Source organism: Streptodolium elevatio (genome assembly GCF_040649515.1).
Taxonomy (GTDB): Bacteria; Actinomycetota; Actinomycetes; order Streptomycetales; family Streptomycetaceae; genus Yinghuangia; species Yinghuangia elevatio.
Map to the genome: position 1 here is coordinate 60,030 of NZ_JBEZFP010000024.1, position 24,535 is coordinate 84,564.

Genomic DNA, 24,535 nt, shown 5'->3' on the forward strand with positions numbered 1-24,535 from the left:
GGGGCCCCGCGGCATGTTCGGGGTCGGCGCGGTACGGGGCCGGGTCAGGGGTGCGGGGTGGCCGGCTCTCGGGTGGGCAAGGGGTCGCGGAGGTCTTCGCCGGAGAGGACGGCGGCGGTGCGGGCGGGGACGAGGGCTTCGTCCAGGCGTCCGGTGAAGCCGTCGTAGAGGACCCGCAGCGCGCCCTCGTAGGCGAAGGGGACCAGGCGCTGGCCGGTGGCGAGCAGGGTCTGGGCGATCTGGAAGGTCTCCAGGAAGAGGGCGCGGAAGCGGGCCACCCGGCTGCCCGGGGTGACGGGCCAGCGGGCGATGACGGTGCGGTACGCGTCCTCGTACCGGCCGAGCTCGTCGAGGTGCGCGCAGGTGCGCCCGGTCACCGCGACGTCGCCCGTCGCGCGGTGGAAGACGACGCCGGGCTGCGGGCAGCGCTCGAAGCACCAGCCGCGGTCGTGGATCAGCCGCAGCCACAGCGACCAGTCGACCAGCACCGGGAGTTCCGGGTCGAAGCGGAACCACGAGGCCGGGCCGTGCACAGCAGGGTTGCGGCACACCACGGCCGAGGTGGGGATGAAGTTGGCGACGGCGAGGATGCCCGGGTCGTACGCGAAGTCGTACCGGTACGGCGACACCTCCGGCATCTCCCCCGGCACGCACCGGGCGTCGGTGAGCACGCAGTCCGCGTACATCACGTCGGCACCGGACGCCTCCAGCGCGGCCAGGGCGCGGGCGAGGTGCCCCGGCAGGTAGAGGTCGTCGTCGTCGAGGAAGGCCACGAAGCGGCCCGAGGCGACCTCCAGGCCGGCGTTGCGGGCGGCCGCCTGGCCGCGCGGGCGGGGGTGCGAGATGAGGCGTACGGTCACCCCTGGCACGCCGAGCGGCAGCGCGCTCGCGATGTCCCCGCCGCCGTCGTTGACGACGACGATCTCGATGCCGTCGACCCCGTCGCCGTGCTGCAGCGCGATGCTGCGCAGCGCGTCGGCGAGGGAGCCCGGACGGTCTCGGGTGGGGACGATGACGCTCACCGTTGCCGGCACGGCACACCTCCGCGGAGTCGGCTTCCCCGTGGCTGGGCGGCCCCGTCGGCCGCGGTAGCGCTCGTGTCCCGGTCCGGCGGCCCGGTCGCCGGGCGCGCTTCGGCGCTTCGGCGCATCGGGTCGTCGGGCCGCGCAAGAGCGGGTTGTGCCGAATATCGGCACGTTGGCGGTACGGATTCAGCCCGGGCCCTCGGGTTCACTCGGAAGACACGCGTACTGCACTCCCAGGGGTTACCGCGGAAGTGGCGTGGGGCGGGCGGCGCGGTCGCCGCGGTCACGCGTACGGCGTCGGGCGCGGCGACCCGGTGGCGCTCCAGCTGTAGAAGCTCCGGTCGTCGGTCGAGACGATGTCGCGGCCGAGCGGCGTGAGCGAGACGGGGATCAGCTTGAAGCTCGCGATGCCGAGCGGGATGCCGATGATCGTGACGCACATGAGCAGCCCGAACACGAGGTGCCCGAGGGCGAGCCACCAGCCGAACAGCACGATCCACACGATGTTGCCGAGCATCGAGCCGATGCCGGCGGACGGCTTCCACACGATGGTCCGGCCGAAGGGCCAGAGCGTGTACGCCGCCATCCGGAACGCCGCGATGCCGAACGGGATGGTGATGACCAGGAAGAACAGCAGGAAGCAGGCGATGCCGGCGACGGCGTAGCCGATCGCCATCCACAGCCCGCACAGCACGAGCCAGATGATGTTGAGCACGGTCTTCATGCGGCAACAATCCCCCAAATGCTGAGGAACTACCCTGCTTGGCGGCGTTTGCCGTGGAACTGTCGCACGGGCGTTCCGCGGGACGGCACGGGCCGGGCCCGCGGGGTCAGCGGCCGGCCATGGCTTCGAGGCGGCGGATGCGCTCGGCCATCGGGGGGTGCGTCGAGAACATCTTCGACATGCCCTGCCCGGGGCGGAACGGGTTGGCGATCATCAGCGAGCTGGTCGCCTCGAGACGCGGCTCGGCGGGCAGCGGCTTCTGCTGCGTGCCCATCTCCAGCTTGCGCAGCGCGCTGGCGAGCGCGAGCGGGTCGCCGGTCAGCTGCGCGCCCGAGGCGTCCGCCTGGTACTCGCGGCTGCGGCTGATGGCGAGTTGGATCAGCGAGGCCGCGACCGGGCCGAGGATCATCATGAACAGCATGCCGAACAGGCCCGGACCGTCGTCGTCGTTGCGACCGATCGGGATCAGCCACGCGAAGTTGGCCAGGAACATGATCACGCTGGCCAGTGCGCCCGCGACCGACGAGATCAGGATGTCGCGGTTGTAGACGTGTGCGAGCTCGTGTCCGAGTACGCCGCGCAGCTCCCGCTCGTCGAGGATGCGCAGGATCCCCGTGGTGCAGCAGACCGCCGCGTTGCGTGGGTTGCGGCCGGTGGCGAAAGCATTCGGCGCCTCGGTGGGCGAGATGTAGAGCCGCGGCATCGGCTGCCGTGCGGCCGTCGAGAGCTCCCGCACGATGCGGTACAGCTCGGGGTTCTCCGCCTCGCTGACCGGCCGGGCACGCATCGAGCGCAGGGCGATCTTGTCGCTGTTGAAGTACGCGTACCCGTTGGTCAGCAGCGCCACCACCAGGCCGATGATGAGGCCGGTCCTGCCGAAGAAGCTGCCGATGAGCAGGATGAGCGCGGACATGCCGCCGAGCAGGACGGCGGTCTTCAGTCCGTTGTGCTGGCGGTGCACGGCAGGTCCTCTCGGTACGAGGGGAAGCGGGGGCGGTTTGTCCCGGATCAACGAAGGAACAAATCGCATGGTTCCCCCACAGAGCCGACGTCACGCCTCTCCGTACGGGATCCGGCCGGGACGTCAGCCCAGCAGCCCCGGCACCGTCAGCACCCGCAGCACGATCTGCGGAGCGACCGACAGTGCCACCCCCAGCCCGAACGCGAGTGCGACTGCCAGTGCGAACGGTGCCGGAACGCGCAACGAGCCGGACTCCCCCAGGGTTCCCGTCGCCCCCGGCAGCGCGCCCGGCAGCGCCCCGGGCGGCGTCCCGGGCAGCGGCGGCGCGAACAGCAGCGCCGTCCACACCAGGTAGTAGTACAGGCCGATCACGACGTTGACCGCCATCACGACGGCAAGCCAGCCCGCGCCCCCCGCGACCACCGCCTGAAAGACCGTCACCTTGGCGAACAGCCCCATCAGCCCCGGGGGCAGACCGGCCAGGCACAGCAGGAAGAACGCCATCGCGAACGCCAGCGCCGGCCGGGCCCGCAGCAGCGCCCGGTAGTCCGACACCAGCCCCGTCGGCCGGTCCCGGCCGACCGCGGTCACCACGGCGAACGCCCCGAGGTTCATGACGGCGTACACCGCGAGGTACGCCACCGACGCCGGCAGCCGCTCCGCGAGGTCCGCCCCGTCCCCGGCCGCCGTACCGAACGGCACCAGCACGTAGCCCGACTGCGCGATCGACGACCAGGCCAGCAGCCGTACCGCGTCACCGGAGCCGGTCGCGACGCGCACCGCCACCACGTTGCCGACGGTCATGGTCAGCGCCGCCAGCACCGCCAGCGCCGGGCCCCACACGTGTGCGTACGGCCGCAGCGCGATCCCCGCCACCAGCAGCAGCCCCGCGAACCCGGCCGTCTTCGACACGACCGACAGGAACGCGGCCACCGGCACCGGCGCGCCGCGGTACGTGTCCGGCACCCAGAAGTGGAACGGCACCGCCGCCACCTTGAACGCGAACCCGGCCAGCGTCAGCGCCGCGCCCGTCGCCGCGACCGTCTTCACCCGCGGGTCCAACGCCTCCAGGCCCGCCGCGACGCGGTCCAGGTGCACCGCGCCGGTGGCGCCGTAGAGCAGGCTGATCCCGAACAGCAAAACCGCGGTCGAGGCGACCGACAGCAGGAAGTACTTGAGCGCGGCCTCCCTGCCGCGCCCGTCCCGCCGCAGCCCGACCATCGCGAACGCCGGCAGCGACATGGTCTCCAGCGCCACCACCAGCGTGACCAGGTCGCGCGCGGCGGCCAGCGTCACGGCGCCGGCCACCGAGGCCAGCAGCAGGAAGTGGTACTCGCCGCCGGGTACGCCGGAGTCCTCGTGGCGGTCGTCGGCCCACGGCCGCGGCGCGGTCATCGGCATCGACAGCAGTACGACCACGGCCGCCGAGCCGATCAGGACGAGTTGCAGGACGAGGGTGAAGTCGGAGGCGACGTACGAACAGGCCTGCGCCTCCCCCGTCGTCGGATTCCCCGGCACGCAGAACGTCGACCGCACGCCGCCGTCCCGCAGCGGGATGAGCGGCAGCAGCGACACGGCCAGGCCCGCGAGCGAGATCCACGCGAGCCACACCTTCCGCGGCCCGGTCAGGAACAGATCGGCGAGCAGCACGGCGAGCGCGGCCACCGCGAGGGCGAGCGGCGGGGCGATCGCGAGCCAGTCGATGTCCTGGACGAGCGACGCCGCACCGTGCGTGGACGCGAGTTCGACGGAGGCGGTCACGCCCCACCTCCGAGAAGTGCGCGGACGGCCGGATCCGTCACCGCGAGGACCGAGGCGGGCCACAGCCCCGCCACCACCGTCAGGACCACCAGCGGGCCCCACGCGGCGACTTCGACGCGGCCGACGTCGGCCAGCGGCTCCACCCGGACCACCGCTTCACGCCCGGTACCCGGGCGGCCGGCCTGCGCATGGCCGGCCTCCGCATGCCCGGTCTCGGCGTGCGCCGCCTCCTGCTGCCCGGCCTCCGAACGTGCGGCCTCCGAACGCCCGTTCCCCGCCGGCGCCGACACCGCCTCGACACCGGCGTCCGACCCCGGCACCAGGCTCGCGCCGAGCCCCGGCCCCATGCAGACCGTCCGCACGATGCCGAGCATGTACGCCGCCGTCAGCACCGTCCCCGCCCCCGCCGCCGCCAGCAGCACGAGGTAGAGCGGCCGGCTGAGTCCCGAAGCCGGGTGGTACGCCCCGTACATCGCCAGCAACTCGCCCCAGAACCCGGCCAGTCCCGGCAGCCCGAGCCCCGCGACCGCCGCGAAGGCCAGCAGCCCGCCGAGCCGCGGCGCCCGCGCGTACAGGCTGCCGCCGATGCGCCCGAGCAGCGCGGTCCCGCTGCGCTCCTTGACCGCGCCGGCCAGGAAGAACAACAGCCCGGTGATGAGGCCGTGGCCGATGTTGACGAAGAGCGCGCCGTTGACGCCCTGCGGCGTGAGCGTCGCGATGCCCAGCAGCGCGAAGCCCATGTGGCCGACCGACGAGTACGCGATGATCCGCTTCAGGTCCCCGTCCGGGTCGCGCAGCAACGCGAGGCAGACCAGCGATCCGTACACGATCCCGACCGTCCCGAAGGCCGCCAGGTAGGGCGCGAACACCTCGGCGCCCTCCGGCAGTACCGGCACCGCGATGCGGACCAGCCCGTACGTGCCCATCTTCAGCAGCACCCCCGCCAGCAGTACCGAGCCGCCCGTGGGCGCCGCTGTGTGCGCGTCCGGGAGCCAGGTGTGCAGCGGCCACATCGGGACCTTGACCGCCAGGCCCGCCGCGATCGCGAGGAACGCGGTGATCTGCACTCCGCGCGACATGCCGTCGCCGGCGCCCACTGTCAGCTGCGTGATGTCGAACGTTCCGGTGTGCGCCTGCACGAGCAGGAAGCCGAGCAGCATCACCGCCGAGCCGAGCAGCGTGTAGAGGATGAACTTGAAGGCGGCGGGACCGCGTTCGCCCGGGGTGCCCCATCGCGCGATGAGGAAGTACATCGGGATCAGCACGACCTCGAAGAACAGGAAGAACAGGATCAGGTCGAGGGCCGCGAAGGTGCCGAGCACACCGCATTCGAGGACCAGCACGAGCGCCGTGTACGCACGCGCGCTCCCGCCCGGCGGAATTGTCCCCAGGCTGTGGACGGCCACCAGGAAGGTCAGTAGCGCCGTCAGTACCAGCAGCGGCAGCGAGATGCCGTCGATGCCGAGATGGAAGTGCAGTCCCAGCGACGAGGCCCAGACACGGTCGGTCGTGAACTGCATCGTCCGCGCGTCGTCCCGGTCGAACGCGATCGCCAGGACCACGGCCAGCACCAGCGCCGCGCCGCTGACCCCGACGCCGACCAGGCGCGCGGAGCGTTCGTCCACAGGCCGCGCCACCAGCACCGCCGCGCCCAGCAGTGGCAGTCCGATCAGCACAAGAAGCACGATGTTCACGCGTTCACCGCCACAGCCACCGCGAGGACCACGAAGCCTGCCAGGAGCCCGGCCAAGTACACCTGCACGTTTCCGTTCTGACTGCGCCTCAGGCCCCCGCCGGCGAGCCAGGTGCCCCGGGCCGCGCCGCGCACGTAGCCGTCGACGACGGTGTCGTCCACGAACCGCGTCAGGCGCGCGAGGACGCGGACGGGGCGGACCACGACCCCGTCGTACAGCCGGTCGACGTCGAAGCCGCGTTCCGCCGGACCGCGCAACGGGCCCAGTACGCGCGCCGGGTCCGCGGCCGGGTCGCGCCGCCACAGCGCGTAGACGGCGCCCGCGCCGAGTGCGAGCAGCGCCACGGCGATCAGCGACGTGCCGAGCTGCGGCGCGAGGTCGTAGTACGCGTGGTTCTGCACAAGGCGCCCCGCGTCCGCCGCGGCCGTGTCGTACGCCCGCCCGTCCGCGTCGCCCAGCCACGACGTCAGCCACGACGTCGGCAGCCCCACGAAGCCGAGCAGCAAAGTCGGCACCGCGAGCACCACGAGCGGCCAGGTCATGGCACGCGGCACCGGGCCGTGGTCGTCGGTATGCGCCCCCGATGCCGCGACCGACCGCTCCGCTCCGAAGAACACCCGTAGCCACACACGCGTCGCGTACGCCGCCGTCAGTCCCGCCGTCACCAGCGCCGCGGCCAGCACCAGCCACCCCGCGGCCGCCGGAGGTCCGCCGTGCCCGGCGTCCAGAGCGGTGTGCTCGGCGGCCGACAGGACCGCCTCCTTGCTGAAGAAGCCCGACAGCGGCGGCACTCCGACCAGTGCGGCGAGCCCGGCCGTCATCGTCCAGAACACCAGCGGCGCGCGGTGCCGCAGCCCGCCCATGTCGCCGATGCGCCCGCTCGCCGCCACGTGGATGACCACGCCCGCGGCCAGGAACAGCAGCGCCTTGAACGCTCCGTGCGTGAGCAGGTGGAACACCGCGGCGTCCCGGCCGCCCACCGCAAGACCGCCGGTCATGTACGCGAGCTGGCTCACCGTCGACCACGCCAGCACCCGCTTCAGGTCGTCCTGCGCGAACGCCGCGAGCGCCGACACGACCATCGTGACCGCCGCGATCACCGCCAAGACCAGCAGCGTCGTCTCCGAGGCGAGGAAGACCGGGTACAGCCGGGCCACCAGGTACGCACCGGCCGCGACCATCGTGGCGGCGTGGATCAGCGCGCTGACCGGCGTGGGACCGGCCATGGCGTCCGGAAGCCAGGTCTGGAGCGGTACCTGCGCCGACTTGCCCGCGACGCCGCCCAGCATCAGCAGCGTTCCCGCGGTGACCCAGCCGGCCCCCGACGGCGGCACGTTGTCGACGATCTCGCCGATCCGGAACGATCCGCTGCCCGCGCCGATCACCAGGATCCCGATCAGGAACGGTACGTCGCCGAGCTTGGTGACGAGGAACGCCTTGAGCGACGCCGCCCGCGCGACCTCGGTCTCCCAGTAGTGGCCGATCAGGAAGTACGAGCAGACGCCCATGACTTCCCAGCCGACGAGCAGCACGATCAGGTCGCCCGTGTAGACGACCAGCAGCATGGCGGCACTGAAGAGCGACACGAGTGCGGCGTACGACGAATAGCGGGGGTCCTTGCGCAGGTACGCCGCCGAGTACACCTGCACGAGCGTCGCCACGACCGCGACCATGACGGCGACCAGCGAGGACAGGCCGTCGATCCGCATCGACAGCCCGATGTCCAGCGCGCCCGTCGGGGTCAGCTCGACGCCGTTCTCGGTCACGCCCCCCGAACCGTGCCGCACCGCGACCCAGAGCGCGAGGACCGCGGCGACCGCGAGGGGGATGACGGCCAACAGGCGCGCGGCGGCCGGGCTCCTGCGTCCGACGGCCAGGCCGAGGAGTGCGGCGCAGAACGGGAGGGCGGCGGCCAGGCCCGCGGCCGTGGTCATGCCGGCTCGCTTCCGCCGCCGCGTACCGGCTGCGCGCCGGAGGCGGACGGGCTTGGTGAGGGGATAACCCCGGGCTCGCCGAGGTCGCGCAGTTCCGACACGTCCGATGTGGCGCGGCTGCGGAACACCATCAGCACGATGGCGAGTCCGAGGCCGATCTCCGCGGCGGCGATGGTGATCACGAACAACGTGAGCGCCTGCCCGGCGTGCAGGGTGTCGCGCAGCCACATGTCGAACGCGACGAGGTTGATGTTGACCGCGTTGAGCATGAGCTCGACGGACATGAGCACGAGGATCGCGTTGCGGCGCGCGAGGACGCCGTACAGGCCGATGCAGAAGAGCAGGACGGCGAGGACCAGCGGATAGACGAGGTGCACCGGGTCACCGCACCTTTCCCGTGCCGGGCGGCGTGCCGGTGCCCCGCGAACTGCCGCTGCCCGACGGCTTGCCGCCGCCCGGTGCCTTGCCGGGTCCCTGCGGCTTGCCGGCTCCCGGTGCCCTGCCGCCGTTCTCGCGGCTCCGGGACAGGATGATCGCCCCGATCAGCGCCGCCAGCAGGAGCACCGACAGCACCTCGAACGGCAGCACCCACACCCGGAACAGGCTCTCGCCGGTCACCCGGGCCGAGCCGTCGTCGGTCTTCCCGAGGTCGAGGTACGCCGCGTGGAAGGCGTCCACCACCACCGTCAGCAGCGTCGCCGCCGCACCGACCGCGACGACCACCGCGGGCCACCGCGACGCGGAATCCAGCTCCGTCGAACGCCCGATCGGAGCGCGCGTCAGCATCAGCCCGAAGAGCAGCAGCACGACCACCGCGCCGATGTAGATCAGGACTTGCACCCAGGCGATGAACTCCGCGGTGAGCAGCAGGTACTCCGCCGCGAGGCCGCCCAGCGTGACGACGAGCCACAGCGCCGCGTGCACGATCTGCCGCGTCGTCACGACCAGCAGCGCCGAACCCAGCACCACCAGCCCGATCAGCACGAACGCGACCTCGGCGCCGGTCGGCGACAGGAACCCGGGTCCGCCGTCCCCCGACAGGTCGCCCGCGGCCGACACCACCGAGGCCACCGGGCGAGCCGATGCCGCGGCCATCGCGCTCACTCGGCATCCCCTCCCCTCGGCGGGCGCGCGGGCTTCTGCGCCCCTCCGGCGAGCTTGTCCGCCGCGCGGCGGGCCATCGTGAACTCCTTGGGCTCCTCGGCCCGCTCGTCGAGGGCGGGCGGCGCCGGCACGGTCCACATCCACGCGCGCAGCGTGTCCTTCTCGTGGGTGAGCGCCTGGATGTCCTCGGTCGCGTACTCGAACTCCGGGGACCAGAACAACGCGTCGAACGGGCACACCTCGACGCAGATGCCGCAGTACATGCACAGCGCGAAGTCGATCGCGAACCGGTCGAGCACGTTGCGCGTACGGTCGCGCGCGCCGGGCTCGCGGGCCGGCACGACCTCCTTGTGCGAGTCGATGTAGATGCACCAGTCGGGGCACTCACGCGCGCACAACATGCAGACCGTGCAGTTCTCCTCGAACAACGCGATCACCCCGCGCGAACGCGGCGGCAGGTCGGGCATCACCTCGGGATAGCCCTGGGTGACCGCGCGCTTCGTCATCGTCTTGAGCGTCACGGCCAGGCCCTTGGCGAGCCCGGCGCCGGGGATCCTGCTCTTGCCGCTGCCCTTGCCGGCGCTCCCGCCCGTGTTCTTCTCCTTGCTCATGCGGTGGCCACCCTCACGACGCCGGTCAGCACGAGTTGGGCGAGGGCCAGCGGGATCAGCCCGGTCCAGGCGAGCTTCTGCAACTGGTCCTCACGCAGGCGGGGATAGCTGACGCGCACCCAGATGACGACGAACGCGAGCAGTCCGGTCTTGAGCAGCGTCCACAGCCAGCCGACGTCGTCGGACCAAGGCCCGTGCCAGCCGCCGAGGAACAGCACCGTCGTGAGCGCGCACAGGACCAGGATCCCGGCGTACTCGGCGAGCAGGAACAGCGCGAACCGCAGGCCGGTGTACTCGGTGTACGCCCCGAAGATGATCTCCGAGTCGGCCACCGGCATGTCAAACGGAGGCCGCTGCAACTCGGCGAGACCCGCGGTGAAGAACACGACGGCCCCCACCGCCTGCCACGGCAGCCACCACCACTCCCACTCGCCGAGGATGCCGGTGAGCGAGAGCGTGCCGGCGGCCATCGCGACGGAGGCGGCGGCCAGCAGCATGGGCAGCTCGTATGCCATCAACTGCGCGGCGGTCCGCAGCGATCCGAGGAGCGAGAACTTGTTCGCCGACGCCCACCCGGCCATCAGCGCGCCGAGCACCCCCACGCCCATGACCGCGAGCACGAAGAACACCCCGGCGTCGATGCTGCGTCCGACCAGGTCGCCGGGGCCCAGCGGGATCGCGATCAGCACCACGAGGTACGGGACCAGCGCGATCGCCGGGGCGAGCCGGAACACCCGGCGGTCGGCACCGGCCGGGACGATGTCCTCCTTCTGCGCGAACTTCACCCCGTCCGCGACGAGTTGCGCCCAGCCGTGGAACGCGCCCGCGTAGATGGGCCCGACGCGCGCCTGCATGTGGCCCATGACCTTGTGCTCGGTCTGGCCGATGAGGAGCGGGAGGACGAGGAAGCAGACGAGGACGAGGAGAAGGCGGATGACGACCTCGAAGAGGGTCACGCGTCCTCCTGGGGAGAGGGGTCGGCGGGGGGTGGCGGATCACCGTCGGCCGAAGGGCCCTGCTGGGTCGGCGGGGTGGTGGGCTCGGCCGGCGGCGTGGTCGGCTCGGCCGGGGTGGTCGGTTCGGCCGAGGTGGTCGGCTCGGCCGGCAGCGTGGTCGGCTCGGCCGGCAGCGTGGTCGGCTCGGCCGGCAGCGTGGTCGGCTCGGCCGGGGTGGTCGGCTCGGCCGGGGTGGTCGGCTCCGCGGACGGGGTGGTCGGCGGCGTGACCGGCTCGGTCGGCGAGGCGTCCTGTTGGCTGGCCGAGCCCTGCGACACGCTCCGCGTGCGCCGCGGGCGGTCCGGGCGCGCCGGACGGTCGCCGGGGGTGCGGCCCGCTCGGCCCGCGCGCGTTTCGCCGCGGGGCGCGGCGGCGGCCTCGACGTCCGGCGTCGGCGCCTGGCCCGCGTTCGGCCCCCACTCGTTGGGGTCGGGAACGCCCGGCGGCAGTATCCGCCGCCGGCCCGGCGCACGGGCGGCGCCCTCGTGGGTGTCCGACTCGCCCGGCTCCTTGGCACCGGGCCACGGCTTGGCCACGCGGGAGGCCAGCACGAAGTCCTTGCGCAGCGGATGGCCCTCGAACCCGTCCGGCAGCAGCAGCGGTACGGGGTGCGGATGGTCGTCGAAGACGAGGCCGAACATCTCGGCGGTCTCGCGCTCGTGCCATCCCGCCCCGGCGTACACCCCTGTGGCGGTCGGCAGATGGGCGGCGTCGCGCGGTACGCGCGTCCGCAGCAGCAGCCTGGGGCCCGGTGCCGCGCAGACGTGCGCGACGACCGAGAAACCCTCGTCGCTCTCGTCGACCGCGCTGAGCCAGTCGAAGTACGTCAGCCCGAGCACGTCGCGCGCCGCCGTCAGCGCGTCCGTCCACCGCTCGGCCGGGACGTCGGCGGTGGCGAGCCCGTACGCGTCGGACACCGCGACGTCGCCCAACGCGTCGCGGATCTCGTCGGGTGTCACACCGCACCGCCGGGAGCCGCGGGGGCCGCTCCGGGTGCGGTCCCCGGCGGCGCCACCGGGGGTCGGCGCAGCGCACCGGCCGGCAGAGCCTGCGGCGGGCCGCCAGGTGTGTCGGCACGGGTGTCGGCAGGAGCCGACAGCACCGCCCCGCTGTCCCGCTTCGCGCGGGCCACCGACTTGGCGCGGTCGGCCCGCGACGAGGACGGCTGCGCGGCGGGGCCGGAGCCCTTCGGCGTGTCGGACCCGCTGCCGTAACGGTCGGCCAGCGACTCCCCGCCGATCTTCTCCTGGAGCTTGAGGATGCCCTGGAGCAGCGCCTCGGGCCGCGGCGGACAGCCCGGCACGTACACGTCGACGGGGATGATCTGGTCCACGCCCTTGGTGACGCTGTACGAATCCCAGTAGGGCCCGCCGCAGTTGGCGCACGATCCGAAGGAAATGACGTACTTCGGCTCCGGCATCTGCTCGTACAACCGCTTGATCGCGGGCGCCATCTTGTCCGTGACGGTCCCCGACACGATCATCAGGTCCGCCTGCCGCGGCCCGGGGGCGAACGGGATGACGCCCAACCGGATGAAGTCGTGCTTGGCCATCGAGGTCGCGATGAACTCGATCGCGCAGCACGCGAGTCCGAAGTTGAAGACCCAGAGGGAGTAGCGGCGGCCCCAGTTGAGCAGGAGCCGGACCGGATCGGGCGCCAGCCGCGAGAGCGGGCCGAGCGTGGGGGCCGGAAGGCTCACCGGGCCGGCGCCGGAGGTGCGGCGCGTCAGGTCCACGTCAGAACGCCCTTCCGCCACGCGTACAGGAGCCCGACGGCCAGGAAGCCGACGAACACGAACATCTCGACGAGCGTGGTCGCGCCGAAGCCCGGGTCGGCGAACACCGTGGCCCACGGGAAGAGGTAGATGGCGTCGACCGCGAAGATCACATAGAGGTACGCGTAGATGTAGTAGCGCACGTGCGTCTGGGCCCAGCCCTCGCCGACCGGGTCGACACCGCACTCGTAGGTGGTCAGCTTCTCGACGGAGGGAGCGTCCGGTCGCAGCAGCCGGTTGGCGGTGAACGCGGCGGCGACGAAGCCCGCGCCGACCAGCAGCACCAGCCCGACGAGCGCGTACGTACTGAAGTAGCCGTGTTCGGTCACCCTGGTACGTCCTCTCGCTGCCCTTCTGTTGCCCCTGTGGCACGGGAGTCTAGGGGGATTGGCCCCGTACTGTCCGCACCGTCCATGCCAGTACTCTGCCGCGCCGCATCCGGTCAGGGGTAGGGACAGCCCTACTACGAAGACACCGACGCGCGCCATGGGACCGGCGCGTGCCGCGGGCGACAGTGGTACTGCAAGGATCGAGCCCAGACCCCCCGAGCGAGGACCGCCCCGATGTCGACTGCAGGAATCACCGTGCCCGGCGCGGAGCCCCGCGTGCCGGTGTCCCGTCCGAGCTTCTGGCGTGCGCCGATCAGTGCGCGCACGTGGGGCGAGACCATGCACCTCACGCTGAACTTCTTCGTGGGCCTGCTCGGGTTCATCTACGTCACCGTCTTCATCGTGCTCGGCATCGGCCTCACCCCGCTCTTCCTGATGGGCCTGCCGCTGATCGCCGGGATCGTCGTCTCGTGCCGCGGCTGGGGTTCGATGGAACGCGCCCGGGCCCGCCTGCTGATGGACGAGGTCGTCCGCAAGCCCGCGAAGTTCCGGCAGAAGACGCCGGGGTTCACCGGATGGGTGAAGAGCGGTTGCGCGGACGGGACGGGCTGGCGCGGTGCGCTGTACCTGTTCCTGATGCTGCCGTGGGGCATCTTCACGTTCACGATGGCGATCACGCTGTGGTCCGCGACGCTGGTGACGCTCACGTACCCGTTCACCCAGCCGCTGTTCCGGCTGGCCGACCAGCCGGGCGCGCAACTGTCCGGCGACGGCCCGAAGGCGCCGGGCGACGACTTCTACCTGACCGGCCCGCTGTGGGTGACCGCGACCGTCCTCGTCGGCGTCGTGCTGCTGTTCCTGACCCCGCAGCTCATCCGCGGCCTCGCGGCGGTGGACCGGGCGATGGTGCGCGGCCTGCTCGGCCCGGCGTTCCTGTCCAAGCAGGTCGAGGAACTCACCGTCAGCCGGGCCGCGTCCGTCGACACGGCGGCCTCGGACATGCGGCGCATCGAGCGCGACCTGCACGACGGCGCGCAGGCCCGGCTGGTGTCGCTGGCGATGGACCTGGGCCTGGCGAAGGAGAAGATGGACTCCGACCCGGAGTCCGCGCAGCGCATGGTGGTCGACGCGCACAACGAGGTGAAGCTCGCGCTGCGCGAGCTACGGGACCTGGCCCGCGGCATCCACCCCGCGGTGCTGACCGACCGCGGCCTGGACGCGGCCCTGTCCGCGGTCGCCGCGAAGTGCACGGTGCCGGTCGCGGTCACGGTCGACCTGCCGCGGCGCCCGAGCGCGCCGGTCGAGCAGGTGGCGTACTACACGGTGAGCGAGTTGCTCACCAACGTCTCCAAGCACAGCGGCGCCGACTCGGCGTCGGTGACGGTACGCGCGGACGGCGACCGCATCGTCGCCGTGGTCGCCGACAACGGCCGCGGCGGCGCGAACCCGGCCCACGGCACCGGCATCGCGGGCCTGATGGAGCGCGTGCGCGGCGTCGACGGGACGCTCAAGGTCGACAGCCCCGCGGGCCGCGGTACGACGGTGACCCTCACGCTCCCCTACTGAGACCGCCCGCACTGCGTCCGCCCAGGGCCCGCCCGCACCCCGCAGCGACCCCGCACTGCCCCCGTACCGACCCCTGCCGACCGCTACCCCCGCCGCCCGGGCCCCGCCCGGGCGGCGTCGCGGAATCCGGCTACTCGACCCGGGGCTGTGCTCCGCACGGTCGTCCATCCGGGAGACTGTCCCTGTCGGGGCACCACGCCCCGGCTGCCGTGATGGAGGCTGGGGAGCGCCGTGCGCGTCGTGATCGCTGAGGATTCCGTACTGCTGAGGGACGGTCTGAACCGGCTTCTGGTGGACCGGGGCCACGAGGTCGTGGCCGCGGTCGACGACGCCGAGCAGTTGCTCGCGGTCGCCGCCGAACTGCGGCCCGACGTGTGCGTGGTCGACGTGCGCATGCCGCCGACGTTCACCGACGAGGGCATCCGGGCGGCGGTGCGGATGCGCCAGCAGCTTCCCGAGATCGGCGTGCTGATCCTGTCCCAGGCCGTCGAGGAGCAGTACGCGACGGAACTGCTGGCCGGCAGCACCAGCGGCGTGGGCTACCTCCTGAAGGACCGGGTAGCGGATGTGGGTGACTTCGTGGACGCCGTGGTGCGGGTCGCCAAGGGCGGAACCGCGCTGGACCCCGAGGTCGTCTCCCAGTTGTTGGGTCGTAGCCGCAAACAAAACGTTCTGGTCACCCTGACGCCGAGGGAGCGGGAGGTGCTGGGCTACATGGCCGAAGGGCGCACCAACACCGCCATCGCGCAGGCGATGGTCGTCTCCGACGGAGCGGTCGAAAAACACGTCAGCAACATCTTCGGAAAGCTCGGGCTGGCACCCAGTGAGACCGATCACAGAAGGGTCCTGGCGGTACTCGCCTATCTCGGATCCTGACACTCTGGTGAACGGATTACCGGACCCATGCCATCATCCCCGCGATCGGAGGCTGGGCCGTCGTGGGCCTGGTTCCACTCTGGAAAACGGACAAAATCCGACATACAGGGTGATATTCCGCATCGAATCGCTCCCGTGCACCACCCGGGGTCCGCTCAGGCCCCTTCTTGTACAGCCGTACGATGAAACTGCGACATCCGCGCGGTGCGCGGACGACTCTGCCGCAGCGCCGAGGAGGTCCTAAAAAGTGACCAAACAGGTCAAGCAGATCGACCGGGTAGTCATCCGGTTCGCGGGCGATTCCGGTGACGGAATGCAGTTGACCGGAGACCGTTTCACCTCCGAAACGGCCAGCTTCGGCAACGACCTGTCGACTCTGCCCAATTTCCCCGCCGAGATCCGGGCCCCTGCCGGAACCCTGCCGGGTGTCTCCAGCTTCCAACTCCATTTCGCCGACCACGACATCCTGACGCCGGGCGACGCCCCGACGGTCCTCGTCGCGATGAACCCCGCCGCCCTCAAGGCGAACATCCGCGACCTGCCGCGCGGCGCGGAGATCATCGTCAACACCGACGAGTTCTCCAAGCGCGCGATGGCCAAGGTCGGGTACGCGACGAACCCGCTCGAAGACGGTTCGCTGGACGCGTACAACATCCACGCCGTGCCGCTCACGACGCTCACGGTCGACTCGCTCGCCGACTTCGACATCTCGAAGAAGGACGCGGAGCGCGCCAAGAACATGTTCGCGCTCGGCCTGCTCTCGTGGCTGTACCACCGGCCGACCGAGTCGACCGTCGCGTTCCTCAAGAAGAAGTTCGCCAAGCTGCCGGTCATCGCCGAGGCCAACGTCGCGGCGTTCAAGGCCGGGTGGAACTTCGGCGAGACCACCGAGGGCTTCGCGGTCTCGTACGAGATCGCCCCCGCCAAGCTGCCGTCCGGCACGTACCGCAACATCACCGGCAACCTGGCCCTGTCGTACGGCCTGGTCGCCGCCGGACAGCGCGCCGAGCTGCCGATCTACCTGGGCTCGTACCCGATCACCCCGGCCTCGGACATCCTGCACGAGCTGGCCAAGCACAAGAACTTCAACGTGCGCACCTTCCAGGCCGAGGACGAGATCGCCGGCATCGGCGCCGCCCTCGGCGCGTCGTTCGGCGGCGCGCTCGGCGTCACCACGACGTCCGGCCCGGGTGTCGCCCTCAAGTCCGAGGCGATCGGCCTCGCGGTGTCGCTCGAACTGCCGCTGCTCATCGTGGACGTGCAGCGCGGCGGCCCCTCGACCGGCCTGCCCACCAAGACCGAGCAGTCCGACCTGCTCCAGGCGATGTTCGGCCGCAACGGCGAGGCCCCCGTGCCGATCGTCGCGCCGCGCACCGCCGGGGACTGCTTCGACGCCGCGATCGAGGCGGCCCGGATCGCGCTCAAGTACCGCACGCCGGTTTTCCTGCTGTCCGACGGCTACCTCGCGAACGGCTCCGAGCCGTGGCGCATCCCGGCCGTGGACGACCTGCCGGACCTGCGCGTCGAGTTCGCCACCGAGCCGAACCACGAGCTGGAGGACGGCAGCAAGGTCTTCTGGCCGTACAAGCGCGACCCCGAGACGCTGGCGCGTCCGTGGGCCGTGCCCGGCACCGCCGGCCTCGAGCACCGCATCGGCGGCATCGAGAAGGCCGACGGCAGCGGCACCATCAACTACGAGCCGGCCAACCACGACTTCATGGTCCGCATCCGGCAGGCCAAGGTCGACGGCATCGCGAAGGACATCGAGCCGCTGTGGCTCGACGACCCGACCGACGACGCGAAGGTGCTGGTCGTCGGCTGGGGCTCCACCTACGGCCCCATCGCGGCCGGTGTGCGGCGCGTGCGCGGCCAGGGCGGCAAGGTCGCCCAGGCGCACTTCCGCCACCTCAACCCCTTCCCCGCGAACACCGCCGAGGTGCTGGGGAAGTACGACAAGGTGATCGTCCCCGAGATGAACCTGGGGCAGCTCGCTCTGCTGCTGCGCGGGAAGTACCTCGTCGACGCCATCGCGTACAACCAGGTCCGCGGCCTCCCGTTCAAGGCCGAGGAGCTGGCCCACGTGATCCAGGAGGTCATCGAAAGTGTCTGAGGCAACGCACGGGGGCGCAGCGGCCAACGGCGCCAACGGCTCGAACGGTCACGGGAGCGGCCTCCCGTCGCTGACCCTGGTCCCCAAGACCGACACCAAGCAGTCCATGAAGGACTTCAAGTCCGACCAGGAAGTGCGCTGGTGCCCCGGTTGCGGTGACTACGCGATCCTCGCGGCGGTGCAGGGCTTCCTGCCCGAGCTGCAGCTCCGCAAGGAGAACATCGTGTGGATCTCGGGCATCGGCTGCTCCAGCCGGTTCCCGTACTACATGAACACGTTCGGCATGCACTCGATCCACGGGCGCGCCCCGGCCATCGCGACCGGCCTGGCGACGTCGCGGCAGGACCTGAGCGTCTGGGTGGTCACCGGCGACGGCGACGCGCTGTCGATCGGCGGCAACCACCTGATCCACGCGCTGCGCCGCAACGTCAACCTCAAGATCCTGCTGTTCAACAACCGGATCTACGGTCTGACCAAGGGCCAGTACTCGCCGACCTCCGAGTCCGGCAAGATCACCAAGTCCACCCCGCTCGGTTCGCTGGACCACCCGTTCAACCCGATCAGCGTCGCGATCGGCGCGGAGGCGACCTTCGTCGCGCGCACGATCGACTCCGACCGCAAGCACCTCACCTCGGTGCTGCGCGAGGCGGCGGCGCACCCGGGCACCGCGCTGGTGGAGATCTACCAGAACTGCAACATCTTCAACGACGGCGCGTTCGAACAGCTCAAGGACCCGGACCTGCGGGACGACGTCACCATCCGGCTGGAGCACGGGCAGCCCATCAAGTTCGGCAAGGACCTGCAGTTCGGGGTCGTGCGCGGTGCGGCGGGCTCGCTGGACGTCGCCGAGGTCGCGAAGGTCGGCGAGGACGCGCTCGTGGTGCACGACGCGCACGCCGACAACCCCGAACTCGCGTTCGCGCTCTCCCGGCTGGGCGACCTGACCAGCAACCACCACACCCCGATCGGCGTGTTCCGCAACGTCGACCGCCCGGTGTACGACACCCTGATGGCCGAGCAGGTGGCCGCCGACACCGCGACCCGCGGCAACGGCGACCTCGCCTCGCTCATCGCGGGCAACGACACCTGGACCATTCTCTGACGGTCCGTCATAGTGCGGTACGAGGCCCCGGCATCCTTCGCCGGGGCCTCGTCCGTTTCCGGGGACGGGGCGCGGCGTGACGCGGGCGGATCGCGGCACAGGCGGATCGCGGCACAGACGGGCTGCGGCACGAGTCCGATTGCGGCACGGAGTGGCGTGCGGCACAGGTCGATTGACGCAAGCCGCTCCGTGCGGCGCCGCCGTACGCCTACCGTGGTGAGGGTGACCACGATTCACGAATCGGACGCCCTCGTCCGCGCCGACGCGATCCGCCGGTGGGAGATCCGCGACATCCCACCCGACTGCTACCACGAGATCGCGGCGCTGGCCGCACGGCTGTTCGCGGTGCCGTTCAGCGTGGTCACGGTCATCGACGAGAACGACATCTGGTTCCACGGACGCTACGGACTCGACCTGCCCGGCGTCCCGATCGGGCCCGGCCTGTGCCACGTCGTGGTCGAGACCGGCAAGCCGCACGGCCTCGCCGACGCGTCGCGCGACCCCCTCGCGTGTTCGAACCCGCTGGTGGCCGGGGAGTTCGGGCTGCGCTTCTACCTCGGCGTACCGCTGCACACGGCGGACGGCCACAACGTCGGCTCGCTCGCCGTCTTCGACCAGGCGCCGCGCCCCGTGCCGCATGACCGCGTCGACGTCCTCGAAGGCCTCGCGGGGCTGGTGGTACGCGAGTTCGAACTCCGCCTCGCGGCCCGCGCCGCCGTCGCCCAGGAACGCGAGGAACGCCTCGCCGCCGTGGACCGCACGGCCGACCTGGAGAACGCCCTCGGCACGCACGGCACCATCGGGCAGGCGATGGGCATCCTGATGGCGCAGCGCCGCATCGACTCCCACGAGGCCTTCGCCGCCCTGCGCCGGGTGTCGCAGAACCACAACGTCAAACTCGCGGACGTGGCCCGCAAGTTGGTGGCCGACGTCGAACGCCAGGTACGCGGGTGAACGTACTCGGGTGAACGTGCCCGGGCGAACGCGGCCGACCGCACGGACGCGGACGGACGCGCGCACGTGGTCCCATGCGGCCGTACCTGCGCGGCCGACCGAGGGTCCCCGGGAGTGTCAGACGACGCCGCGCACGCGTCTGCGCACCACCGTCGCGACCCACTCGCTGAGCAGCTCGTCCAGGTCCGACGCCGGGGACAGCGGGCCCGGCACCGTCGAGTAGACGACCACGGCCAGGCTGAAGCGCGGGCGGCACAGTGCCGCCGCGGCACACGAGCGCACGCCGCGCACCCGCAGTTCGCGGGCGGCCTCGGGCCACCGTGCCTCGCGTTCCAGGTCCGGCAGTTGCACCATGCCGCCACTGCGCAGCACGTCGGCGACCGGCCCCGGCCGGTCGTCGTGCGCGCCCACCACCTCGCTGAGCCCGATGTCGGTGGACACCTCGGCCAACAGCGCGTCCTCGCGCCAGAAGGCCAGCGTCACGTCGCACGCCCCGGCAACCCTCCGCAGGGCCAACTCCCCGACGGCCGCCAGGAGGTCGGCGGCGTCCAAGGTCCGCGGGCGCGTGTCGCGCACGGGGTAGGCGATCACCGCGTCGCGCCCGAGGTCGAACGGGCGGGTGCAGAACGCGTCGTTACCGGACGGGCCGGTGCGGAACGGGTCGGATGTCATGACCCCACCTAGGGAGAGTGGGCAACGCCGTGGGCCGGAGCACCATCACGCCTGCGGGCCGTGACGATGGCGCCGGTTGCGGCTGACTGTCCAACCGGTTCAAGCCTACGACTTCAGGGCCCACCGGGCGTAGTTTGCGGCAGAGTTCGGTCGAACAGTGCGCGGGGAGCCGACTGGCGGGCACCGTCAGCAGGTGACATCGCGGTCCGCCATCCGGGCCCAGGCGGCGGCTCCGAAGACCAGGGTGTACGCCGCCTGGAGTTCCAGGTTGCGCACCACGCCGTCCGTCACGATCGGGTCGCGCAACAGGTCGCCGTACGACATCCACTGGTCCGTGAACAGCCACGGGTGCAGCGCGTGGAACTGCGGGATCGCGGACAGGATCGACGCGACGATCACCAGGCCCACGGTCGTCGCCATCGCGGCCACCGGCACGCTCGTCAGCGTCGACACGAACAGCCCGATCGCCGCGATGCCGAGCAGCGACACCGCGACCGCGACCGCGATGAGCAGCGCACGGACCAGTGCCTCGGTCATCGGGATGCTGTCACCGTTGAGCAGCGGTACGTCGCCCATCGGGAACAGCACCGCCCCGACCGCGAGTGCGGAGAGCGCGACGGTGAAGGTCGCGGCGAGGCAAAACGCCACCAGGCCCGCGTACTTCACCAGCAGCAGACGGATGCGCCCGGCCGGGGCGACCAGCAGATAGCGCAGCGTGCCGGCACTCGCCTCGCCCGCGACCGCGTCGCCCGCCACGACGCCGACGGTCATCGGCAGGAAGAACGGCAGCGTGGCGGCGAGCGACGCGAACACCAGGAACAGGCCGTTGTTGGTGACCTGCGAGACGAACTCCAGCCCCTCGTCGCCCCCGCCGCCCGCACCGTCGGTGAAGTAGCGCAGCGCGACGCCCAGCAGGACCGGCACGGCGGCCAGGAAGGCGAGCATCGCGTACGTGCGCGGGCGCCGGAACACCAGGCGCATTTCGCTCGCCAGCAGACCGCGGGCGCGCGGCAGGGGTACGGAGAAGGCCGCGCGCTCCTGCGCGGCCTGGGCCTGCGGCGTACCGGCGCCCGGCAGGGTGACCGCCTCAGTCCTCGACATCGAAGCCCTCCCCGGTGAGTGCCACGAACGCGTCCTCCAGGGACCCGCCCGTGGTCGTGAACGACCGCACCCGCACGTCCGCCCGGACGAGTGCGGCACAGGCCACGTCCGGTGCCACGTCGCCGAGTTCGGCCTCGACGCCGGTGGCCGTGGTGGCCACCGAGCCGGCCTTGAGCTCGGCCAGGACCACGGCGGCGCGGCCCGCGTCGGGGGTCTCGACGACCAGGCGCCCGCGGGCCGCCGAGCGCAGGTCGTCGACGGTCCCCTGGGTGACCAGGCGGCCGCGGGCCATGACCGCGGCGTGTGTGCAGACCTGCTCGATCTCGTCGAGGAGGTGTGAGGACAGGAAGACGGTGGTGCCGTCCGCCGCGAGTGTGCGGATCAGCGCGCGGATCTCGCGCATGCCCTGCGGGTCGAGGCCGTTGGTCGGCTCGTCCAGGACCAGCAGGTCGCGGGGGCGCAGCAGCGCCGAGGCGATGCCGAGCCGTTGCTTCATGCCCAGCGAGTACGCGCGTGCCTTGCGGTCGCCGACCGCCGCCAGGCCGACCCGGGCCAGCGCCTCTTCGATGCGCTCGCGGCGGGTCGCCGGGTCGGCGGTGCGGTCGGCGGCGTCCAGGCGTGCGAGGTTCTCACGGCCCGTCATGAAGCCGTAGTGCGCGGGACCTTCGATGAGGGCGCCGACCCGCGGCAGGATCGCCCCCGCGGCCTTGGGCATCGTGCCGCCGAGGACGGTGGCGGTGCCGGCGGTCGGCGAGATGAGCCCCATCAGCATGCGGATGGTGGTGGTCTTGCCGGAGCCGTTGGGGCCCAGGAAGCCGAACACGGATCCGGCGGGGACCACCAGGTCGAGGCCGTCCACGGCGAGCCGGTCCCGGCCGTACGCCTTCGACAGCCCCCGGGTGACGACGACGGGCTCGCGCTCCCCGTCCCAACTCGGTGCGGCGTGTGCGGCACGTGCGGCGTGTGCGCTGCTCGCGCCCCGGTCGGGGGTCCGGACCGCCGTGGACGCGTTCATCGGGCCGCCGTGCTCTCCGCCGCGGCCTTCTGCAGGGTCGGGCCGTCGACGGCGCCCACGAACACCCGGCCGTCGTCGGTGACCAGGGCGTTCACCACGCGGGTGCCGAAGAGTGTGCCGCCGTCGACCTTGGTGCCGAGCTTGTCGAGGAGTTGGGCGGCGAGGTCCCGGCCCTTGTCGCCGTTCTTGTCCTTCCCTTCCTTGCCGTCCTTGCCGTCCTTGCTGTTTTGGCCGCTTTGGTCGCTTTGGCCGTTCTCGGTGCTGCCGTCCTTGGACCTGTCGCTCTTGGGGAGGGTGAGGCCTTCCGGGAGCCGCATCTCGATGACGGTGCTCCAGCCCTCGCCGTGCACCTTCGGGTCCGTGCCGGTGAATCCGCCGGTCAGCTTGCCCAGGTCGAGGCCGAACGCGCCTGCGGAGTTCTTGGCGTCCCCCTGCCCGTCCGGCGCGCCCTTCTTGTTGGTCTCCTCGACCTTCGCCCCGGACGGCGGCTTGAAGTCGAAGGTGTCGGCGGACGGCTTCGCGAACGACACGTCGGTGAACCCGACGTCGATCACGGGCTTGCCGCCCTTCGCGGTGTCGACCACGACGCGCAGCGGTACGCCCGTCTCGGCGTCCACCGACACGGTCGCCCCGCCGATCAGGCTGCCGGGCTGCGAGGGGGCGATGCGGAGCTGGTAGGCGTCGCGGTCGGCGACCTTGTCGGTGCCGGTGACGGTGACCGACGTACCGGGTCCGACCGCGGCGAGGAGCTGCTTGGCGGCCTCCTGCGGGGTCATGGCGAGGCCGGTGGGCGGGGCGGCGTCCTTCTTGTCCTCCCCCGGCGCGCGTTCGGGCAGCGTGGTGTGGGTGGCCTTGTTGCCGCGGCTGTCGTACGTCCACAGGTCGCGGCCGTTGTGGACGACGTTGTACTCGGCGAGCTCGGCCTGGATACCGATGCGCTGGCGGTCGGGGCCGTCGACGGCGACGCGCAACGTGTGGGTGCCGGACAGGAGCGCCGACGGGTCGGCGGAGCGGCTGCCGCCGGGGAGGGCGGGGATGCCGAGGTCGGTGGTGATGCGTACCGAGCCGGAGAGGGCTTCGGGCTTGGCACCCGCGATCTTGGCGACCACCTCCTCCGCGGTCAGGTTCGGGAGGCTGGGATCGGAGTCGTCGGCGAAGGCGCTCGGACCGTACGCGATGGCGCCTGCGGCGAGCGCGGCGATTCCGAGCGGGAGCGCGACCTTGCCTGCGGTGCGCAGGGCAGCGGGCATTGTGGTGCCTTTCGATGGCTGGCTGGGCCGCGACCGGGGTGGCCGGACGGCCGGTGCATCCAGGGGAACACCGGCGGAGGGGGCCGGGCATCGGCCGGTGGCCGCACCGGGGCGTACGCCTCGGGGAGCAGTTCCGGCCCGGCCGGACTACCTGACGACTACTCAACCCTCGTCCCGTGCAAGGGACATCGATCGCCCTGCCCGGTCCGCCAGGGACCCGCGAGGGGCACCGACAGCCGCACTCCGCAAATGATTTACTGCGGGATCATCCCGTTACGGATACTCCCGCGCTAGAATCAGCCCATGGCTACCGAGAAGCAGGCCGGGGCGAAGACCGGCAGACAGTCCGAGAAGCGGGCGGCCGTCGAGCGGCGCGCGCCCGACCTGACGTTCCTGCTCTCGCACGCCGGGCACGTCCTCGCCACCGAACTGACCGCGCGCCTCGCGGAGATCGAGCTGACGCCGCGGGGCCAGTGCGTCCTGGTGCACGCGCTCGACGGCGAGATGACGCAGATCCAGCTCGCCGAGGCCAGCGCGCTCGACAAGACGACGATGGTGCTCACCGTCGACGACCTGGAGAAGAAGGGCCTTGCGGAGCGGCAGCCGTCGCCGACCGACCGGCGGGCACGCATCATCGCGGTCACCGACGACGGGCACGCCAAGGCGATCCAGGGGCGGGAGGTCGTGGACGCCGTGCACAACGACGTCCTCGCGGCGATCCCGGCGGGCGAGCGGGAGGCGTTCGTGCGAAACCTGGAGCTGCTGGTGGCGGACCGGCTGTCGACCCCGGTCGAGGCGGGGCGCCCGGTGCGGCGCGGGGGGCACACGGGCAGCCAGAACTGACTTGTGCGGAGGCGTGGTCGACCACGCCTCCGCGTGACCGTGCGCTGCGGATCGCGTGCGAGATCGGCGACCAGGCGATCGCGGAGATGATCGAGTCGATCCTCGTGGGGCGTACCGAGCGGCACATCGCGCTG

General features: G+C 71.8%; 23 protein-coding genes. 6 read left to right on the forward strand and 17 right to left on the reverse strand.

Annotated elements, in window-relative coordinates:
- Positions 1-44 precede the first annotated feature (44 nt).
- The 13 genes from AB0C36_RS12305 to AB0C36_RS12365 all read right to left on the reverse strand — a co-directional run bounded on the left by AB0C36_RS12305 (position 45) and on the right by AB0C36_RS12365 (position 12,912).
- Positions 45-1,034, reverse strand: coding sequence for a glycosyltransferase family 2 protein (locus AB0C36_RS12305; RefSeq protein ID WP_358352809.1), 990 nt, complete (start codon positions 1,032-1,034; stop codon positions 45-47).
- Positions 1,035-1,308: 274 nt separating this feature from the next.
- Complete coding sequence (locus AB0C36_RS12310; RefSeq protein ID WP_358352811.1) at positions 1,309-1,749, reverse strand: YccF domain-containing protein; 441 nt, start codon at positions 1,747-1,749, stop codon at positions 1,309-1,311.
- 106 nt (positions 1,750-1,855) lie between these two features.
- Positions 1,856-2,710: a zinc metalloprotease HtpX gene (gene htpX, locus AB0C36_RS12315; protein ID WP_358352813.1), complete on the reverse strand. Its 855-nt coding sequence runs from the start codon at positions 2,708-2,710 to the stop codon at positions 1,856-1,858.
- Between the two features lie 123 nt (positions 2,711-2,833).
- The gene (locus AB0C36_RS12320) at positions 2,834-4,471 is read right to left on the reverse strand and encodes an NADH-quinone oxidoreductase subunit N (protein WP_358352815.1); all 1,638 of its coding nucleotides are present in this window, start codon (positions 4,469-4,471) and stop codon (positions 2,834-2,836) included.
- Complete coding sequence (locus AB0C36_RS12325; protein WP_358352817.1) at positions 4,468-6,165, reverse strand: complex I subunit 4 family protein; 1,698 nt, start codon at positions 6,163-6,165, stop codon at positions 4,468-4,470. The genes AB0C36_RS12320 and AB0C36_RS12325 overlap by 4 nt, the downstream gene beginning before the upstream one ends.
- Positions 6,162-8,099: an NADH-quinone oxidoreductase subunit 5 family protein gene (locus AB0C36_RS12330; protein ID WP_358352819.1), complete on the reverse strand. Its 1,938-nt coding sequence runs from the start codon at positions 8,097-8,099 to the stop codon at positions 6,162-6,164. The genes AB0C36_RS12325 and AB0C36_RS12330 overlap by 4 nt, the downstream gene beginning before the upstream one ends.
- Positions 8,096-8,476: an NADH-quinone oxidoreductase subunit NuoK gene (nuoK, locus tag AB0C36_RS12335; protein ID WP_358352821.1), complete on the reverse strand. Its 381-nt coding sequence runs from the start codon at positions 8,474-8,476 to the stop codon at positions 8,096-8,098. Before nuoK ends, AB0C36_RS12330 begins: the two co-directional genes overlap by 4 nt.
- Before the next feature lie 4 nt (positions 8,477-8,480).
- Entirely contained in the window at positions 8,481-9,194 is a 714-nt protein-coding gene (locus tag AB0C36_RS12340; RefSeq protein ID WP_358352851.1) for an NADH-quinone oxidoreductase subunit J family protein, read from the reverse strand.
- Between the two features lie 5 nt (positions 9,195-9,199).
- Positions 9,200-9,814 (reverse strand): NuoI/complex I 23 kDa subunit family protein, encoded by a 615-nt coding sequence (locus tag AB0C36_RS12345; protein ID WP_358352823.1) that lies wholly within the window; start codon positions 9,812-9,814, stop codon positions 9,200-9,202.
- On the reverse strand, positions 9,811-10,770 hold the full coding sequence (locus tag AB0C36_RS12350; RefSeq protein ID WP_358352825.1) for a complex I subunit 1/NuoH family protein: 960 nt from the start codon (positions 10,768-10,770) through the stop codon (positions 9,811-9,813). Before AB0C36_RS12350 ends, AB0C36_RS12345 begins: the two co-directional genes overlap by 4 nt.
- Positions 10,767-11,768, reverse strand: a complete 1,002-nt coding sequence (locus AB0C36_RS12355) for an NADH-quinone oxidoreductase subunit C (protein WP_358352826.1) — start codon at positions 11,766-11,768, stop codon at positions 10,767-10,769. The genes AB0C36_RS12350 and AB0C36_RS12355 overlap by 4 nt, the downstream gene beginning before the upstream one ends.
- On the reverse strand, positions 11,765-12,544 hold the full coding sequence (locus AB0C36_RS12360) for an NADH-quinone oxidoreductase subunit B (RefSeq protein ID WP_358352828.1): 780 nt from the start codon (positions 12,542-12,544) through the stop codon (positions 11,765-11,767). Before AB0C36_RS12360 ends, AB0C36_RS12355 begins: the two co-directional genes overlap by 4 nt.
- Positions 12,535-12,912 carry an NADH-quinone oxidoreductase subunit A gene (locus AB0C36_RS12365; RefSeq protein ID WP_358352830.1) on the reverse strand — a complete coding sequence of 126 codons (378 nt, stop codon included), beginning with the start codon at positions 12,910-12,912 and terminating at the stop codon, positions 12,535-12,537. The genes AB0C36_RS12360 and AB0C36_RS12365 overlap by 10 nt, the downstream gene beginning before the upstream one ends.
- Before the next feature lie 234 nt (positions 12,913-13,146).
- On the opposite strand from AB0C36_RS12365, the gene AB0C36_RS12370 reads away from it, so the two are divergent.
- The 5 genes from AB0C36_RS12370 to AB0C36_RS12390 all read left to right on the forward strand — a co-directional run bounded on the left by AB0C36_RS12370 (position 13,147) and on the right by AB0C36_RS12390 (position 19,520).
- Positions 13,147-14,478 carry a sensor histidine kinase gene (locus AB0C36_RS12370; protein WP_358352831.1) on the forward strand — a complete coding sequence of 444 codons (1,332 nt, stop codon included), beginning with the start codon at positions 13,147-13,149 and terminating at the stop codon, positions 14,476-14,478.
- A 231-nt stretch (positions 14,479-14,709) separates the two neighbouring features.
- Complete coding sequence (locus tag AB0C36_RS12375; protein WP_358352833.1) at positions 14,710-15,354, forward strand: response regulator transcription factor; 645 nt, start codon at positions 14,710-14,712, stop codon at positions 15,352-15,354.
- Positions 15,355-15,601: 247 nt separating this feature from the next.
- Complete coding sequence (locus tag AB0C36_RS12380; protein WP_358352834.1) at positions 15,602-17,464, forward strand: 2-oxoacid:acceptor oxidoreductase subunit alpha; 1,863 nt, start codon at positions 15,602-15,604, stop codon at positions 17,462-17,464.
- A 106-nt stretch (positions 17,465-17,570) separates the two neighbouring features.
- Complete coding sequence (locus tag AB0C36_RS12385) at positions 17,571-18,566, forward strand: 2-oxoacid:ferredoxin oxidoreductase subunit beta (RefSeq protein WP_358352852.1); 996 nt, start codon at positions 17,571-17,573, stop codon at positions 18,564-18,566.
- Positions 18,567-18,788: 222 nt separating this feature from the next.
- Positions 18,789-19,520 (forward strand): GAF and ANTAR domain-containing protein, encoded by a 732-nt coding sequence (locus AB0C36_RS12390; protein ID WP_358352836.1) that lies wholly within the window; start codon positions 18,789-18,791, stop codon positions 19,518-19,520.
- A 117-nt stretch (positions 19,521-19,637) separates the two neighbouring features.
- On the opposite strand, the gene AB0C36_RS12395 is transcribed toward AB0C36_RS12390, so the two are convergent.
- The 4 genes from AB0C36_RS12395 to AB0C36_RS12410 all read right to left on the reverse strand — a co-directional run bounded on the left by AB0C36_RS12395 (position 19,638) and on the right by AB0C36_RS12410 (position 23,558).
- Positions 19,638-20,192 (reverse strand): hypothetical protein, encoded by a 555-nt coding sequence (locus tag AB0C36_RS12395; RefSeq protein ID WP_358352838.1) that lies wholly within the window; start codon positions 20,190-20,192, stop codon positions 19,638-19,640.
- Between the two features lie 186 nt (positions 20,193-20,378).
- Entirely contained in the window at positions 20,379-21,293 is a 915-nt protein-coding gene (locus AB0C36_RS12400; RefSeq protein WP_358352840.1) for an ABC transporter permease, read from the reverse strand.
- Positions 21,280-22,308, reverse strand: coding sequence for an ABC transporter ATP-binding protein (locus tag AB0C36_RS12405; protein ID WP_358352842.1), 1,029 nt, complete (start codon positions 22,306-22,308; stop codon positions 21,280-21,282). The genes AB0C36_RS12400 and AB0C36_RS12405 overlap by 14 nt, the downstream gene beginning before the upstream one ends.
- Positions 22,305-23,558 (reverse strand): LolA family protein, encoded by a 1,254-nt coding sequence (locus AB0C36_RS12410; protein WP_358352844.1) that lies wholly within the window; start codon positions 23,556-23,558, stop codon positions 22,305-22,307. The genes AB0C36_RS12405 and AB0C36_RS12410 overlap by 4 nt, the downstream gene beginning before the upstream one ends.
- Positions 23,559-23,861: 303 nt before the next feature.
- On the opposite strand from AB0C36_RS12410, the gene AB0C36_RS12415 reads away from it, so the two are divergent.
- The gene (locus tag AB0C36_RS12415) at positions 23,862-24,401 is read left to right on the forward strand and encodes a MarR family winged helix-turn-helix transcriptional regulator (protein WP_358352845.1); all 540 of its coding nucleotides are present in this window, start codon (positions 23,862-23,864) and stop codon (positions 24,399-24,401) included.
- Positions 24,402-24,535: the final 134 nt, after the last annotated feature.